Source organism: Thioalkalivibrio sp. ALE25 (assembly GCF_000377285.1).
In the GTDB taxonomy this organism is placed as follows: Bacteria; Pseudomonadota; Gammaproteobacteria; order Ectothiorhodospirales; family Ectothiorhodospiraceae; genus Thioalkalivibrio.
In genome coordinates, this window is sequence record NZ_KB897933.1 from 147,000 (window position 1) to 163,387 (window position 16,388).

The following is a 16,388-nucleotide window of genomic DNA, read 5'->3' on the forward strand; positions in this document are numbered from 1 at the left end:
TGGCCTGTTCGTCGCTTGTTGTTGTCGCCCGCTTCGGTTATCGTATCGCGCCTTTCTGCCCCGCGGGCGCGCCCGCGGGGTCGAACCCTTGCCTCACCGCGTGGACGGGAGGCTGATACCCGCAAGGAGTTCCCGATGCGTCACTACGAAGTTGTATTCCTGGTCCACCCGGACCAGAGCGAGCAGGTCCCGGCGATGATCGAGCGCTACAAGGGCCTGGTCGAAGGCCACGAAGGCAAGATCCATCGCCTGGAAGACTGGGGCCGCCGTCAGCTGGCCTACCCGATCCAGAAGCTGGTGAAGGCCCACTACGTGCTCATGAACATCGAGGCCTCGGAAGAGGCGATGGAAGAGCTCGCCAGCGCCTTCCGGTTCAACGATGCCGTGCTGCGCCACCTGGCGATGCGCATGGAAGAGGCAGTGACCGAGACCTCCCCGCTGGCCAAGGGCCAGGAAGAGGAAGGCTCCAAGGGCCGTCGCCGCGAGCGTGACGACGAGGGCGGCGAGTCCGCCTCCGATGATTCGGCCGCTGCCGAATAAGTCCCGCCCGTTCGTTGACCGAATTTTTGAAGGAGAGTTGAGATGGCCCGTTTTCCGCGTCGCCGCAAGTACTGCAAGTTCACCGCCGAAGGCATCGATTACATCGATTACAAGGACCTGAACCTGCTCAAGGGTTTTATTACCGAGACCGGCAAGATCGTGCCCAGCCGCGTCACCGGCACCAGCGCGAAGTACCAGCGTCAGCTGGCCACCGCCGTGAAGCGCGCGCGCTTCCTCGCCCTGCTGCCGTACAGCGACAACCACTAAGTCTCGTACCGGTTCGCCGGGGGCCGTCGCCATGCGCGCACTGGCCGAATTCGCGATGAAGAGCCGGGGCCGCGCCGTGGGCGCGGTCTCCGGTTTTGGTGTGGCGGGGCTGTTTCTGCCGCCGGTGGCGCTGCTTGGCAGCGCGCTGGTCGCCCTGGTCGGGCTGCGCATCGGCCTCGGGCAGGCACTGCTGGTGAGCGCGCTGTCCGCGCTCGTGCTCGGGGTCGCAATGTTTGCCCTGATGCCCGAGGCCCCGCTGTTCGCGGGGGTGGTGGCCGGGGTGGTGCAATGGGCGCCGGTGGCGCTGCTGGCGGAGCTGCTGCGACGGACCGTCTCGTGGCGCAGCACGCTGCAGGCCGCCGCCGGGGTCGCCGGGTTCGGGGTGCTGGCCGTCCATATGCTCGTCCCGGATCTCGAGTCCACCTGGGCCGAGGCCGGGATGAGACTGCTGGGGCCCCTGGTCGAAGGTAGCGAGACCGGTCCGCAGGAACTCGAGGCGGCGTTGCGCCGCGCCGCCCCGTACCTGACCGGGCTGTTTGCCGGGATCCTGCTGCTGAGCCTCACGCTCTCGGTGCTCCTGGGTCGCTACTGGCAGGCGCTGCTGTACAACCCGGGGGCGTTCGGCGAGGAGTTTCGGGCACTGCAGTTCGGGCGCGCCACAAGCGCGGCCACGCTGCTGCTGGCGGGGATCGGCCATCTGGGCCCGGTGCCGCTGGCGACCGAACTGGCGTTCATCCTCGCGGTGCTGTTCTTCCTGCAGGGGATCGCGCTGATGCACGCGCTGACCTTCCGTCAGGGCATGAGCAGCTTCTGGCTGGTGGGGATGTACGTCCTGCTGGCGCTGGCGATGCCGCAGATGTTCCTGCTGCTCGCCACCATCGGCGTCATCGACGCCTGGGCGGACATCCGCTCGCGGCTGGGCCCCGGCTCCGCATCGGGTGGGCAGGGCGGCGACAACAATCCGTGAGACCGGTCCGAGACCGGTGTAGAATGCGCCCCTTCGGGGGCTGATCAAACGTTACAGGAATACAAAGATGGAAGTCATTCTGCTGGAAAAGATCGATAACCTCGGCACCCTGGGTGACCGTGTCAACGTGCGTCCCGGTTTCGCGCGCAACTATCTGCTGCCGCAGGGCAAGGCCACGTTCGCCACCGCCGAGAACATCGCCGAGTTCGAGGCGCGTCGCGCCGAACTGGAGAAGGCCGCCGCCGAGGCCCTCGCCGCTGCTGAGGCGCGCAAGGAAAAGCTGGACGGCACTGTGCTCGAGATCACCGCGAAGGCCGGTGGCGAAGGCAAGCTGTTCGGCTCCATCGGCCCGGCGGACATCGCCGACGCGCTGAGCGCCAAGGGCACCGAAGTCGAGAAGAAGGAAGTGCGCATGCCGGAAGGCCCGCTGCGTACCGCCGGCGAATTCGAGGTCGGGCTGCACCTGCACTCGGACGTGGATGTGGACATTCGCGTCGTTGTGATCGGCGAAGAGTGATCCGTCGGATGTCGGGAGGGTGGCCCCACCGGGTCGCTGATACCCGGCAGGTGGGCGGGTTCGTCGCATGAACTCGCCCATGACCCCGAATCCGCGGGTCCCCCCGCATTCCGAGGAGGCCGAACAGGCAGTCCTCGGAGGCCTGATGCTGGATAACGCCGCCTGGGACCGGGTGGCGGACCGCATTACCGCAGAAGACTTCTATCGCCACGACCACCGCCTGATCTTCCGGGCGGTGTCCACGCTGGCGGATCGCAATGCCCCGTTCGACATGGTCACCGTGTCGGAGCAGCTGGACCGTACCGCGGAGCTGGAATCCGCGGGGGGCATGGCCTATCTCGGCCGCCTGGCAGCGGAAACCCCCAGTGCCGCGAACATCGTGGCCTACGCCGATATCGTCCGCGAGCGCTCCATCCTGCGGTCGCTGATCTCGGTGGGCACCGAGATCGCCGATTCGGCCTATACCCCCGAGGGCCGCGACTCCAAGGAACTGCTGGACGTGGCGGAGCAGAAGGTGTTCCGCATCGCCGAGCAGGGCGCGCGCGGGGCCCAGGGCTTTCGCGGGATGAAGCCGCTGCTGACCGCGGCGGTCGACCAGATCGAGTATCTCTACGAAAGCCAGAACCCGATTACCGGGGTGGCCACCGGCTATCAGGATCTGGATGCCCTGACCTCCGGACTGAACCCGGGCGATCTGGTGATCGTCGCCGGGCGTCCGTCCATGGGCAAGACCTCGTTCGCGATGAACATCGCCGAGTACGTGGCGATGAAGAACTCCGAGCCGGTCGCGATCTTCTCCATGGAGATGCCCGGCGAGCAGCTGGCCATGCGCCTGCTGTCCTCCATGGGCCGGATTAACCAGCAGAAGCTGCGCTCCGGGCGCCTGGAGGACGGCGACTGGCCGCGTCTGACGAGCGCGGTGCAGATGCTCTCCGAGGCGCCCCTGTTCATCGACGACACACCGGCGCTGTCGCCCACCGAACTGCGGGCGCGCACCCGCCGCCTGATGCGCGAACACAAGGGGCTGGGTCTGATCGTCGTCGACTACCTGCAGTTGATGCAGTTTCCCGGCAGTGGCGAGAGCCGGGCCCACGAGATCTCCGAGATCTCGCGCGGGCTGAAGGCCCTGGCGAAGGAACTGAGTGTCCCGATGATCGCGCTGTCGCAGCTCAACCGCTCGCTGGAACAGCGCCCGAACAAGCGCCCGGTGATGTCCGACCTGCGCGAGTCCGGGGCCATCGAGCAGGACGCGGATATCATCGCCTTCGTGTATCGCGACGAGGTCTACAACGACGAGTCGCCGGACAAGGGTACTGCGGAGATCATCATCGCCAAGCAGCGTAACGGCCCCATCGGCACCGTGCGCCTGACTTTCCGCGGGCAGTTCACCCGTTTCGAGAACTACGCCCCCGACGTCTACGGCGAGATCGGCCACGAGGCCTGACCCGGGACGTGAAGCGAGCGGCGACCATCCAGCTCGACCCCGAGGCCCTGCGGCACAACTTGGCCGTGGCGCGACGCCTGGCGCCCGGTGTCCCGATGTGGTCGGTGATCAAGGCCGAGGGCTACGGCCATGGGCTGATATGGGCCGCCGAGGCCCTGGCGGCGGCCAGCGACGGGCTCGCCGTCTCCCAGGTCGGCGAGGCCCGGGCGCTGCGCGCGGCCGGCTTCGACGGTCCAGTGCTGGTCCTGCAGGGGCCGCACGATGCCAGCGACGCACGCGCCTGTGCCGAGTTCGCCCTGCAGCCGGTCCTGCATGACCCGGCCCAGCTCGATCATCTGGAGGCCTCTGCCATCCGCCTCCCCGAGGTCTGGGTCAAGCTGAACACCGGCATGAACCGCCTGGGCTTCGAACCGCGCCAGGCGGGCGAGGCGGTGAAGCGCCTGCGAGCCGCTGGGCACGGGCAGCAGGGGCTGCACTGGATGACACACCTGGCCTGCGCCGACACGCCCGGTCACCCGCAGAATGCCCATCAACTGGAATGCTTTGCCGGCGCCGTCGGGGCGTGGCCGGGATACCGCAGCGTGGCCAACTCCGCTGCGCTGTTCGCCGGCTGGGGCTCGGGCGGTGAGGGGGCCGCGCCCGGCGACTACTGGGCGCGGCCCGGCATCATGCTCTACGGGGCACACCCGGCCTCCGTGCCGGCGGATCGTCCGCCCGAGGGGCCGGAGGGCGAGCTGCGCCCGGCGATGACGGTGCAGGCCCCGGTCATCGCGACCCAGCCGCTGGAGCCGGGCAGCCGCGTGGGTTATGGCGCCACCTGGACGGCCGATCGACCGGGTCGCGCCGGGATCGTCGCGATGGGCTATGCCGACGGCTATCCGCGTCATGCCCCGTCGGGCACGCCGGTGCGGGTCGGTGACCGGATCTGCCCGCTGATCGGCCGCGTGTCCATGGACATGCTGGCGGTGGATCTGACCGAGGTGCCTGCCGCGCAGGTTGGCGACCAGGTGACACTGTGGGGCGAGGGGCTCCCGGTGGAGCGGGTCGCGCGCGCGGCTGGCACCATCAGCTACGAGCTGCTGACCCGCGTGGCGGATCGCCTGCAGCCGGCGCACTGAGCCCGGTACACTGTGGTATCCCGCAGCCAAGGATGCCCCGATGACCGATTTCGACCCTGCCGATTACGACCCGCAGACCGTAGCCATCCGGCATGGCTACCAGCGCACCCCGGAGGGGGAGCATTCCGAGGCGATCTTCCCCACCTCCAGCTTCGTGTTCGGCTCGGCCGCGGAGGCCGCGGCGCGCTTTGGCGGCGAGTCGCCCGGCAATATCTACTCGCGCTTCACCAATCCGACCGTGCGCACCTTCCAGGACCGTCTGGCCGCGCTGGAGGGGGGCGAGGCCTGTGTGGCCACCGCCTCCGGCATGTCCGCGATCCTGGCGACCATGATGGGCCTGCTGAAGGCCGGCGATCACGTGGTCTGCTCGCGTTCGGTGTTCGGCACGACCACGGTGCTGTTCAACAACTACCTCGGCCGTTTCGGTGTCGAGGTGACCTACGTCGAGCTGTCGAACCTCGAGGCCTGGGAGGCCGCTACCCAGCCGAATACCCGGCTGTACTTCTGCGAGACGCCCTCCAACCCGCTGGGCGAGGTGGTGGACATCGCCGCGCTGGCGGAAATCGCGCATCGCCATGACGCGTTGCTGGCGGTGGACAACTGCTTCTGCACGCCGATCCTGCAGCGTCCGCTGGATCTGGGCGCCGACATCATCATCCACTCGGCGACCAAGTTCCTCGACGGCCAGGGCCGCTGCCTGGGCGGCGCGGTGGTGGGCGACGCCGAGCGCGTGGGCAAGGACGTCTACGGTTTCCTGCGCACCGCCGGGCCGACGCTGTCGCCGTTCAACGCCTGGGTGTTCCTGAAGGGGCTGGAGACCCTGGCCCTGCGCATGCGCGCCCACAGCGACAACGCCCTGGCCCTGGCGCAGTGGCTGCAGGCCCACCCGAAGGTCACCGCCGTGCATTACCCGGGGCTCGAATCCCACCCGCAGCATGCGATCGCCAAGCGCCAGCAAAGCGGCTTTGGCGGCGTGCTGAGCTTCGAGGTCGCCGGCGGGCGCGAGGCCGCCTGGTCGGTGATCGACGCAACGAAGTTCCTGTCGATCACCGCGAACCTGGGCGATGCCAAGACCACCATCACCCACCCGGCGACTACCACCCACGGTCGCGTGGACCCGGACAAGCGCGAGGCCCAGGGCATCACCGAGGCCCTGGTGCGGGTCGCGGTGGGGCTGGAGGCGGTCGCCGATATCCAGCGCGACCTGGCCCGCGGGCTCGACGCGCTCTGACGCAGGCACCGGGTCGACCGCGCGGATATGTCCAGACCCGGGGCCGGTGATGTCCATCCGAATCCGCGTCGGCGTCCGCGCTGGCGTGTACTGCTGACGATTGTCATTGGTTTCCACCTGCTGGGGTTCCTGTCGTCGCTGGATGCGCTGATGTCCACCCGCACGCCGCAGGGCGCGGTGGCGTGGATCGTGTCGCTCAACACCGTTCCCTATGTGGCTGTGCCGGCCTACTGGGTATTCGGCGCCAGCGAGTTTCGCGGCTATGTGGTCGCGCGCCGCGACGAGGACTCCGCTCTGGCGCGGGCCCTGCAGCCGAAGACCGAAGAGCTGTGGTCGCACCAGTACATCGCCGAGGAGCCAAGCAAGCACCTGGACGGGGTGCAGCGGCTGGCGCGCTGGCCGTTCCTCCACGGCAACGAGGTCGAGCTGCTGGTGGATGGCGAGGCGACCTTCGACAGTATCTTTCAGGGGATCGAACAGGCCGAGCGCTACCTGCTGGTGCAGTTCTATATCGTGCGCGACGACGCGATCGGGCGCGAACTCCAGCGGCGGCTGGTCGACCGGGCACAGGACGGGGTCGAGGTCTATTTCCTGTACGACGAGATCGGCAGCTACCGCCTGCCCGGCGGCTATCTGGACACCCTGCGCGAGGCGGGGGTGCATGTGCAGCACTTTCACTCCACCCGCGGGCGCGGCAATCGCTTCCAGCTGAACTTCCGCAACCACCGCAAGATCGTGGTGGCCGATGGCGAACAGGGCTGGCTCGGTGGCTTGAACGTGGGGGACGAGTACCTCGGGCGGGACCCGAGGATCGGGCCCTGGCGCGACACCCACCTGCGCATCGAGGGGCCGTCCGCCCTGGCCCTGCAGTCGGTGTTCCTGGAGGACTGGCACTGGGCCACCGAAGAGATCCCGGAGCTGGAATGGAAGCCGGCGATCATGGCGGACGATGGCGTCCCGGTGCTGATCCTGCCCTCCGGCCCGGCGGACGAATTCGAGACCGCCAGCCTGATGATGCAACAGGTTATCCATGCGGCGGATCGGCGTATCTGGATCGCCAGCCCGTACTTCGTGCCGGACGAGGGCGTTCAGGGCATGCTCAAGCTGGCGGCGCTCAGCGGTGTCGACGTGCGCGTGCTGATCCCCGAGGTGACCGACAATCCGCTGACCACGCACGCGGCCTACGCCTTCCTGGGCCCGCTGCTGGATGCCGGCGTGCGCGTCTACCGCTATCAGGAGGGCTTCCTGCACGGCAAGGCCTTTGTGGTGGACGACATGGGTGCGGCGGTGGGGACCGTGAACCTGGACAACCGCTCGTTCCGGCTGAATTTCGAGGTTACCGCGCTGGTGATGGACCCGGCCTTCGCTCGCGAGACCGCGCGCATGTTCGAGGCCGATTTCGCCCGCTCGCGCGAGATGGCCCGGCAGGACGTGGACGACCTGCCGCTGTGGCGCCGCGTGGCCGCGCGGGCCGCCTATCTGCTGGCGCCGGTGCTGTAGGCTTCAAGGCAGTGACCGGCAGGCTTGATCTGTGTCATGTGCAGGCGCAGCGCCAGTGCTAGACTTGCAGGCAGAATACCTTTTCGAGGCCGGCCCGTGTCGCGAGCCCTGCACCATCTGCTGAACCTGTTGATCGTCGTCGCCCTGTTGCTGGCGCCGATCGCCGGTGCCGGGATGATGCACGGGGATGCCGCGGACAGCGTGACCCCGGCGGCCCACTGCCCGGACCAGGGTGCCGGATTGCCGTTGGAACCCGGATCGGCAGATTTCGAGATCCAGGCCGAGCCTTCGGCCTGCGAGATGCCCTGTGCGGTCTGCGGCGTCTGCGGGGTCTCTGGTTTGCCTTCACCCGCCGGCACGCCGGTCACGGCGGCCGCGCCCGTTTTGGTTTCCCTTCCCGTCGCCATGGGCCCCGGTACCCCCGCGGCACCGGATCTGCGCCCACCCCTCTGATTCCTCCCTGGCCGGGGTTCCACCCGGCCCCGGGTGATCGCGCATCACCCACGCACTGCGCATTACCGCGCTTTGCGTCTTTCACTCTGTCCCGGGGAGGACTACATCATGATGAATGAACAAGGTTTTGGCTGGATGGGCGGTATGGGTCTTGGCGGGGGCCTGATCGGGCTGCTCGTCCTGGTGTTGCTGATCCTCGGGATCGCCGCCCTGATCAAGTACCTGTTCAGTAATCGCTGAGGAGTCGCGCGATGACGACGGAAGCGAGGCCAGCGGACACCCGCGAGGCGGTGGTGATCGTCCCCGGCATGGGGTCGGACCACTGCGCGGGGATCGTGCGCGCGGCGCTGGAGAAGACCCCCGGCGTGGCCTCGGTGGGGACCAATATCGCCCGCCACCGGGTGACCGTGGGATACGACCCCGAGCAGGTGGGCCCGCAGGGGTTGCGGGCCGCGGTCGAGGGGGCTGGCTACGACGTCGCCCAAGTCGAGGGCGAAACGGGCGCCGCCGGTACGGTGCGTCTGGTGGTACCCGGCATGGGGTCGGACCACTGCGCGGGGATCGTGCGGGGTGCGATCGAGAAGCTGGAGGGCATCCAGGCGGTGCGCACCAACATCGGTGATCACCGTGTGACCATAGAACCCGGTCCCGGTGGCCCCGACGCCGAGGCCCTGCGCGCCGCGGTCGAGGGGGCCGGCTATGACGTGGCGGCGTTGGAGACCGAGGAGGCCGGCAGCGAGGCGGACGATGCCGAGATTGACGCGGCCTATCTGAAGCAGGCCTGGCGCCGGCTGTGGATCGCGATGATCCCGACCATCGCGATCATGGTGCTGATGATGCCGCACATGTTCTGGCAGGAGATCCCCGGCTATCTGCTGATCATCGCCGTGCTGGCGTTCCCGGTGGTGTTCATGGCCGGGGGTGCGGCCACCCACCGTTCGTCCTGGCGCGCGCTGAAAAGCGGCAGTCTGAACATGGACGTGCTGATCTCCATGGGCTCGCTGCCGCCCTATCTGCTGGGGCTGATCGGCTTTGTCTACCCGATGACCTCGTTCATCGAGATGGCCGCGACCATCATGGCCTTCCACATGCTCGGGCGCTACCTGGAGTACCGCGCCAAGGGCGAGGCCTCCTCTGCGATCCGCAAGCTGCTGGATCTGGGCGCGAAGTCGGCCCGGGTGGAACGCGACGGCGAAGAGATCGAGGTGCCGGTGAAATCGCTGCAGGTGGGCGAGGTGATGATCGTGCGCCCGGGCGAGAAGATCCCCACCGATGGCGAGGTGGTTGCCGGCGAGAGCACCGTGGACGAATCCATCGCCACCGGCGAGTCGGTGCCGGTGGACAAGGCTGAGGGCGATACCGTGCTCGGTGCGACCCTGAACCAGCAGGGGCGGCTGAAGGTGCGCGCGACCCGTGTGGGGGCCGACACTTTCCTGTCGCAGGTGATCCGTCTGGTGAACGAGGCGCAGGGTTCGCGGGTGCCGGTGCAGGAGCTGGCGGACAGCATCACCGCGCGGTTCGTGCCGGCGGTGCTGGTGATTGCGCTGGCGGCGTTTGCGGCCTGGCTGGCGTTCTCCGGGGCGCTGCAGCCGATCCTGATCTGGGGCGAGGGGTTTCTGCCGTGGGTGGATTCCGAACGTCCCCCGCTGGTACTGGCGATCCTCGCGGCGATCGCCGTGCTGGTCATCGCCTGCCCCTGCGCGCTGGGGCTGGCCACACCCACCGCCCTGATGGTCGGTTCCGGCATGGGGGCCGAACGCGGCGTCCTGATCCGCTCGGGCTCCGCGATCCAGACGCTGAAGGACATCCGCGTGATCGTGCTCGACAAGACCGGGACCCTCACCCGCGGGCAGCCGGCACTGACCGACGTGGTCGCCGCCGAGGGCTTCGATGACGCTCGTGTGCTGCGCGCGGCCGCGGCCGTGGAGGCTGGTTCTGCGCATCCGCTGGCCGAGGCCATTGTGCAGGGTGCGCGCGATCGGGAGCTGGCGGTCGCCGAGGTCGAACAGTTCCAGTCGCACACCGCGCGCGGGGTGGAGGCCCGCCTCGACGGGGAGCGCGTCCTGGTCGGCAGCCAGCGGCTGCTGGAGGAGCAGGGCCTGGATCCGTCCGGCCTGCTGGAATCGCTGCGGCAGTTCGAAGATGCCGGGAAGACCGCGATGCTGGTGGCCATCGGCGATCGACCGGCCGGCATCGTCGCGGTCGCCGACACCCTCAAGGAAGAGTCGCAGAGCGCCATCGAACAGCTGCATGCCCTCGGCATCCGCTGCGTGATGGTCACCGGTGACAACGAGCGCACCGCGAAGGCCGTGGCCGCGCAGGTGGGGATCGACGAGGTCCGAGCCGGCGTGCTGCCGGAGGGCAAGGTCGAGGCGATCCGCGAACTGCAGGCGGAGTACGGCGACCACGTGGCGATGGTGGGCGACGGCATCAACGACGCCCCGGCCCTGCAGCAGGCGAATGTCGGCATCGCGATCGGGGCCGGCGCGGACGTGGCCATCGAGGCCGCCGACGTGACTCTGGTGCGCGGCGAGCTGACCAAGGTCGTCGAGGCCGTACAGCTCTCGCGCCTGACCTTCCGCAAGATCGTGCAGAACCTGTTCTGGGCCTGGGGCTACAACACCGCCGCGATCCCCATCGCCGCGGTCGGCCTGTTGCACCCGATGATCGGCGTGATCGCGATGACCGCCAGCTCGCTCTCGGTCATCGGCAACTCCATCCTGCTGCGCCGCAGCATGCCGACCGACGAGCGCTGAACGGGTATCCTTGGCCGCCATGAGTCAGCCGATCACCCATCCCGTGAGCCCGGATCTTTACCGAGCGGCCGAAATGGCGCTGCGCGAGTGCGATCCCGAGACCAAGTGCGAGCGCGTGCTGGCGCTGATGCAGGCCTGGTGGTCCGACGGGCTGGAGGCGCTCGCCAGCTCCGGTCCGGAACGGTTGGAGGTGCCCGGACGTCCGGAACGGCCGGTGCTGGTGCACCCGAAGGATCTGCCGCGGCGCGGATTGCACACGACGGCCGGGCGGGTGGCGCTGGTGCACGCGGTCGCGCATATCGAGTTCAACGCGATCAACCTGGCGCTGGATGCCGTCTATCGCTTTCGCGACATGCCGGCGCCGTTCGTCAGCGACTGGCTGCAGGTGGCGGCCGAGGAGGCGCGCCATTTCCGGCTGTTGCGTGCGCGGCTCAACGAGCTGGGGGCGGACTACGGCGACCTGCCGGCCCACAACGGGCTGTGGGAGGCCGCACTCGCGACCGACCACGACGTGATGATCCGCATGGCCCTGGTGCCGCGCGTGCTGGAGGCGCGCGGGCTGGACGTGACCCCGGGCATGATCGAGCGCCTGGCAGCAGCGGGCGATCACGCGACCGTGGCGCTTCTCGAGATCATCCAGCGCGAGGAGGTCGCCCACGTGGCGATCGGCACGCGCTGGTTCCGCGAGTTGGCCCACGCGCGCGGGCTTGATGCCGAGCCGCTCTTCCTCGAGCTGCTGGCAGAGTACATGCCGGGCCGCGTACGCCCGCCCTTCGCCCACGCCGCCCGCCGCGCCGCCGGCTTCACCGACTCCGAGATGGCGCAACTGGAGGCCCAGGCCACCACCGAACCGTCGCCATAGCCCCGACCGCCTGCCTTGTGGTGGCTGGTCCTGGTTCTGCATCCGGTGTTTACGTGCCTTCGGTCGGCCGCCTGCCAGGCGCTGACTCGCCAGCGCGCCCCGAGTGACTTCTTTGCTCGTGCAAAGAAGTCACCAAGAAACACGCCCGACTGCCGCGACCCCGGCCCGCTATGCGGGCCGGGGTTTCCCTCGCTCCGAGGGTTTTCGCGGGCGGCGCTGAACTCGCTACGCTGCGCTCCGCTCAGACATCCAGCGCCTTGTCTCCCGCGAAAACCCTCTCCACTCGGCGCGACGACAACGGGGGGTCAAGGTCAAGACAACGGCCGTCCCGACGGTCGTGCCAGTGGATGAAGGCTAGGTCTTCGCACATCTTGGGCACGCTCGGCCTTCGGCCATAGCGTGCCGCGCCCGCAGCGCGGGCGCCGGGGGCTTTCAGGCGGCAGGGCCGTTGTGGTGCCGTGGGGTTGGAATACCTTCTGTTTTGACCTTCGCCTCCCGTATGGAGCCCCTTGCGGAAGGGTTCTCGGGCCGGGAGAAGGCGCTGGATGTCTGAGCGAAGCGCAGCGCAGCGAGTTCAGCGCCGCCGGCCCGAGGGCCCTGGAGCAAGGTTCCCGGGCGAAATCCGGGTGCCCTTCTTTGGGTCCTTTCTTGGGCAAGCAAGAAAGGACCTCGGGGCGCGCTGGCGAGTCAGCGCTCGGCAGTATGTGGACCGAAGGCACCGTAAACACCGGATGCAGAACCAGGCCCAGCCACAACAAGGTAGGCGGTGGTGCCGTCATAAACACCAACGACGAACCAGGGCCAGCTGTGCAACAGCGCGAAGGGTGTGGTTCAGGCGTGCAGCAGGTGCGCGGGGTAGGGCGAGCCGTCCAGCTCGCGCAGGACAGGGCCGGTCGCCGCGACCTCCAGGTAGCCCGGGTGCTCGTCCCAGGCCGGGAGCACGCAGCGCTGGCGCGGCTGACCATCGACCGCCAGGTCGTGGATCGCGGGGCGGTGGGTATGGCCATGAATCATCAGCGGGACATCGGCGTCGCGGAAGGTATCGGCCACGGCGTTCGCATTCACGTCCATGATGGCGTCGGCCTTCATCCGGCTGTTGTCGCGGCTGGTGGCGCGCATGGCCTCGGCCTGGCGGATGCGTTCCTCCAGCGGATGGGCCAGAAAGGCCCGCTGCCATTCGCCGCCGCGCACCTGCTGGCGAAAGGCCATGTGCTCGGTGTCGTCGGTGCACAGGGAATCGCCATGCAGCAGCACGGCGGGCCCGCAGGGCAGGGCCGCATGCAATGGCTCGGGCGCCAGCTGCATCCCCGCCCGTTTGGCGTAGTCCGGGCCCACGAGAAAATCCCGGTTGCCGTGGATGAAGGCGACCGGGATCTCGAGTGTCTGCAGGGCCTCGGCGAGCTGTTCGGCCGCCGGGAAGCCGGCGTCATCGCCGACCCAGTATTCGAACAGGTCGCCGAGGATGTACAGCGCCGAGGCGCTGCGCGCCGGCCCCTTCAGGAAGGCAAGTACGGCCTCCAGCAGGGGGCCGGGCTCGCGATCCAGGTGCAGGTCGGAGATGACCAGGGCCGGCGCGCTCGAAGCCACGGGGTGGCTCAGTCCTCGACGCGTTTCACGCTTTCCATCACGACCGGCTCCTGCGGCACATCCTGGTGCATGCCGGAACGCCCGGTGGGCACGGACTCGATCTGACGCACGACGTCCATGCCCTCGGTCACCTTGCCGAAGACCGCATAACCCCAGCCCTGCGCATTCGGGGCCGTGTGGTTGAGGAAGTCGTTGTCGTTCACGTTGATGAAGAACTGCGCGGTGGCCGAGTGCGGATCCTGGGTACGGGCCATGGAGATCGCGCCCACCTCGTTCTTCAGGCCGTTGTCCGCCTCGTTGCGGATCGGCTCGCCAGCGGACTTCTGGCTCATGTTCTTGTCGAAGCCGCCGCCCTGGACCATGAATCCCGGGATCACGCGGTGAAAGATCGTACCGTCGTAGAAGCCGTCATCCACGTAGGACATGAAGTTGGCGACCGTCTCCGGGGCGGCTTCGGCGTTGAGTTCCAGCACGATGCGGCCATGGTTGGTTTCGATCGCGACCTGCGGATTGGTATCGGCCATGGGGGCTCCTGAAAGCAGTAGGGCAAGAAGGGCGGTGGCCAGCACAATGGCAAGCCGGGTGCGGATGCGCTGCATGGTTCTGACCTCCGGGGAATTCGAGGGGGGCATGGTACCCGCCACCGGCGGGGCCTGCCAGCACGCCGGTTGGATGTGTGGACGCGGCGCTGGTGAGGCCGCGGGCGCTCCGCTACCATGCGCGCGATGACGAACACCATGACCCGAACCCGTTTCGCCCCCAGTCCCACCGGCCTGCTGCATCTGGGCAACGTCCGCACCGCGCTGTTCAGCGCGCTGCTGGCGCGGTCGCGCGGCGGCCGTTTCCTGCTGCGGATCGAGGACACCGATGCCGAGCGCTCGCGGCCGGAGTTTGTCGAGGCCCTGCAGCGTGATCTCCGCTGGCTGGGCCTGGACTGGGACGAGGGCTTCGGCGCAGGGGGTGACGCCGGTCCCTACGCGCAATCCGAGCGCGGCGAACTCTACGCGGGTTATTACCGGCAGTTGATCGATCAGGGGCTGGCCTATCCGTGCTTCTGCTCGGCCGCCGAGCTGGACCGCGGGCGCAAGCGCATGCGCGCCCAGGGCAAGCCGCCGCGCTATCCCGGGACCTGCGCCCACCTGAGCGCGGAGGAGGCCGAGCGGCGCGCGGCCGAGGGGCAGAAGCCGACCCTGCGCTTTCGCGTGCCGCTGGGCCGGACGGTCCGTTTCGAGGACGGGGTACGCGGGCCGGTGAGCTTTCGGACCGACGAGATCGGCGACTTCGTGATCCGGCGCTCCGACGGCACGCCCGCCTTCTTCTTCTCCAATGCGATCGACGATGCCCTGATGGGCGTGACCGACGTGGTGCGCGGCGAGGACCATATCGCCAACACCCCGCGCCAGATGCTGCTGCTGGAGGCGCTGGGGCTGGTGGCGCCGGCCTATCACCACCTGCCGCTGGTGATGGGGCAGGACGGGGCGCCGTTGTCCAAGCGCAACGGCTCCGCCAGCGTCGAGGAGCTGCGCGCCGATGGCTATCTGCCGCTGGCGATCCTGAACCACCTGGCGCGGCTCGGGCATCGCTTCGAGTCGGACGAGTTGCTCTCGGCCGAGGCGCTGGCGGCCGGCTTCAGCCGCGAGCGGATCGGGCACAGCGCGGCCCGGCACGACCCGCAGCAGCTGGAACACTGGCAGTCGGAGGCCCTGCGCGGGCTGTCGGACGAGTCACTGCAGGCCTATCTGGAAGCGGCCGGTGTGCTCGAGGGGGTCGCCGCCGAAGAGCGACCGGCCCTGGCGCGCCTGCTGCGGGACAACATCAGCCGGGCGGCCGAGGCCCCGGTGTGGGTGGCGGCGTTCGCGGACGACCCGATGCCGTACAGCGACAGCGCCCGCGAGGAGCTGGCGGGGGCCGGGGCGGCGTTCTATGGCGCCGCGCTGGCGGCGCTGGATGAGGCCGAGGACTTCCCGGCGCTGGCCAAGGCCGTGGGGGCCGCGACGGGTGCCAAGGGCCGCAAGCTGTTCATGCCGCTGCGCGCAGCCCTCTCCGGGCAGACCTTTGGCCCGGAGCTGCCGCGGATCTGGGAGTATCTGGGGCGCGAGCGGGTGCGGGCGCGGCTGCGGGCCGCGCAGGAGATTGCCGCGGCCGGTTGAGCGGGGTCCCGGGCGGGCCCGGGCGCGTCCTCAGCCCGCTTCGTGGGTCCCGAAGGCGCGGGCGCGCAGGGTGTTGTCCAGCAGCATCGCGACGGTCATCGGGCCGACGCCGCCCGGCACGGGCGTGATCCAGGCGGCCTTCTCGGCGGCGGCATCGAATTCCACGTCCCCGGTCAGCGTCCCGTCGTCGCGGCGGTTGATGCCGATATCGATGACCGTGGCCCCCGGCTTGATCCAGTCGCCCTTGACCAGGCCGGGTTTGCCCACGGCCGCGACGACGATGTCGGACTGGCGGGCGATGGCGGCGGTGTCCGGCGTGAAGCGGTGGCAGATGGTCGGGGTGGCGCCGGCCAGCAGCAGCTCCAGGGCCATCGGGCGCCCGACGATGTTGGAGGCACCGATCACGCAGGCGGTGCGACCCTTGAACGGCTCCTCGATGTGGCGCAGCAACTGGATGACGCCCCAGGGCGTACACGGGCGCAGGCGCGGCACGCGCGCCACCAGGCGGCCGACGTTATACGGGTGGAAGCCGTCCACGTCCTTGGCCGGAGAGATGCGCTCGATCACCGTTTCCGGGTCGATGTGGTCGGGCAGGGGCAGCTGGACCAGGATGCCGTCGATGGTGCGGTCGGCGTTAAGCTGGTCGATCAGCGCCAGCAGGTCGGTTTGCGGGGTGCCGGCCGGCAGGTCGTAGGAGTGCGAGACGACGCCGACCTGTTCGCAGGCCTTGCGCTTGTTGCGCACGTACACCTCGGAGGCCGGGTTGGTCCCGACCAGGACCACGGCGAGACCCGGCGGACGCAGGTCGCGGGCGGTCATGGATTCGATCTCGGTCGCGATCCGTGCGCGGTGGCTTTGTCCGATCGCGCGTCCGTCGATGAGCTGGGCCGTCATGGGGTCTCGCCTTGGAAGGAATGCCCGCGATCTTCCCATGGCGGGGGCGGGCGCTCAAGCCGACGCGGGCGGGAATCCGTGTTGTCGGCGGACGCCGGAAGA

At 68.9% G+C, this 16,388-nt stretch carries 16 protein-coding genes and 1 pseudogene; 14 read left to right on the forward strand and 3 right to left on the reverse strand.

What is annotated here, in order from left to right; translation table 11 throughout:
* The first annotated feature begins 135 nt into the window (after positions 1-135).
* The 13 genes and pseudogenes from rpsF (at position 136) to C996_RS14875 (ending at position 12,208) form a co-directional block, all read left to right on the forward strand.
* Positions 136-540: a 30S ribosomal protein S6 gene (gene rpsF, locus C996_RS0109615; protein WP_018867237.1), complete on the forward strand. Its 405-nt coding sequence runs from the start codon at positions 136-138 to the stop codon at positions 538-540.
* 42 nt (positions 541-582) lie between these two features.
* A complete protein-coding gene (gene rpsR / locus C996_RS0109620; protein ID WP_018867238.1) occupies positions 583-807 on the forward strand; it encodes a 30S ribosomal protein S18 in 225 nt (74 codons plus the stop codon).
* A 31-nt stretch (positions 808-838) separates the two neighbouring features.
* Positions 839-1,774: a hypothetical protein gene (locus C996_RS0109625; RefSeq protein ID WP_018867239.1), complete on the forward strand. Its 936-nt coding sequence runs from the start codon at positions 839-841 to the stop codon at positions 1,772-1,774.
* Positions 1,775-1,841: 67 nt separating this feature from the next.
* On the forward strand, positions 1,842-2,291 hold the full coding sequence (gene rplI / locus C996_RS0109630; RefSeq protein WP_018867240.1) for a 50S ribosomal protein L9: 450 nt from the start codon (positions 1,842-1,844) through the stop codon (positions 2,289-2,291).
* 79 nt (positions 2,292-2,370) lie between these two features.
* Complete coding sequence (dnaB, locus tag C996_RS0109635) at positions 2,371-3,735, forward strand: replicative DNA helicase (RefSeq protein WP_018867241.1); 1,365 nt, start codon at positions 2,371-2,373, stop codon at positions 3,733-3,735.
* Positions 3,736-3,743: 8 nt separating this feature from the next.
* Positions 3,744-4,853, forward strand: a complete 1,110-nt coding sequence (gene alr / locus C996_RS0109640) for an alanine racemase (RefSeq protein ID WP_018867242.1) — start codon at positions 3,744-3,746, stop codon at positions 4,851-4,853.
* 40 nt (positions 4,854-4,893) lie between these two features.
* Positions 4,894-6,084, forward strand: a complete 1,191-nt coding sequence (locus C996_RS0109645; protein WP_018867243.1) for an O-succinylhomoserine sulfhydrylase — start codon at positions 4,894-4,896, stop codon at positions 6,082-6,084.
* A 27-nt stretch (positions 6,085-6,111) separates the two neighbouring features.
* On the forward strand, positions 6,112-7,584 hold the full coding sequence (gene cls, locus C996_RS0109650; RefSeq protein WP_018867244.1) for a cardiolipin synthase: 1,473 nt from the start codon (positions 6,112-6,114) through the stop codon (positions 7,582-7,584).
* Between the two features lie 96 nt (positions 7,585-7,680).
* Positions 7,681-8,037: a hypothetical protein gene (locus tag C996_RS0109655; protein ID WP_018867245.1), complete on the forward strand. Its 357-nt coding sequence runs from the start codon at positions 7,681-7,683 to the stop codon at positions 8,035-8,037.
* A gap of 108 nt (positions 8,038-8,145) precedes the next feature.
* Positions 8,146-8,277 (forward strand): hypothetical protein, encoded by a 132-nt coding sequence (locus C996_RS14820; RefSeq protein ID WP_019592986.1) that lies wholly within the window; start codon positions 8,146-8,148, stop codon positions 8,275-8,277.
* An 11-nt stretch (positions 8,278-8,288) separates the two neighbouring features.
* Positions 8,289-10,793 carry a heavy metal translocating P-type ATPase gene (locus C996_RS0109665; RefSeq protein WP_018867247.1) on the forward strand — a complete coding sequence of 835 codons (2,505 nt, stop codon included), beginning with the start codon at positions 8,289-8,291 and terminating at the stop codon, positions 10,791-10,793.
* Positions 10,794-10,812: 19 nt separating this feature from the next.
* Positions 10,813-11,655 (forward strand): ferritin-like domain-containing protein, encoded by an 843-nt coding sequence (locus C996_RS0109670; RefSeq protein WP_026279277.1) that lies wholly within the window; start codon positions 10,813-10,815, stop codon positions 11,653-11,655.
* Positions 11,656-12,002: 347 nt separating this feature from the next.
* Positions 12,003-12,208 (forward strand): annotated as a pseudogene (locus C996_RS14875) (hypothetical protein).
* A 278-nt stretch (positions 12,209-12,486) separates the two neighbouring features.
* Here C996_RS14875 and C996_RS0109675 read toward each other — a convergent pair.
* Complete coding sequence (locus tag C996_RS0109675) at positions 12,487-13,242, reverse strand: UDP-2,3-diacylglucosamine diphosphatase (RefSeq protein ID WP_018867249.1); 756 nt, start codon at positions 13,240-13,242, stop codon at positions 12,487-12,489.
* A gap of 8 nt (positions 13,243-13,250) precedes the next feature.
* Complete coding sequence (locus C996_RS0109680; protein ID WP_018137548.1) at positions 13,251-13,766, reverse strand: peptidylprolyl isomerase; 516 nt, start codon at positions 13,764-13,766, stop codon at positions 13,251-13,253.
* Between the two features lie 192 nt (positions 13,767-13,958).
* Between C996_RS0109680 and gltX the strand changes: the two genes are divergently transcribed.
* On the forward strand, positions 13,959-15,392 hold the full coding sequence (gltX, locus tag C996_RS0109685) for a glutamate--tRNA ligase (protein WP_018867250.1): 1,434 nt from the start codon (positions 13,959-13,961) through the stop codon (positions 15,390-15,392).
* 30 nt (positions 15,393-15,422) lie between these two features.
* On the opposite strand, the gene folD is transcribed toward gltX, so the two are convergent.
* Positions 15,423-16,286: a bifunctional methylenetetrahydrofolate dehydrogenase/methenyltetrahydrofolate cyclohydrolase FolD gene (gene folD / locus C996_RS0109690; RefSeq protein ID WP_018867251.1), complete on the reverse strand. Its 864-nt coding sequence runs from the start codon at positions 16,284-16,286 to the stop codon at positions 15,423-15,425.
* Between the last annotated feature and the right edge of the window lie 102 nt (positions 16,287-16,388).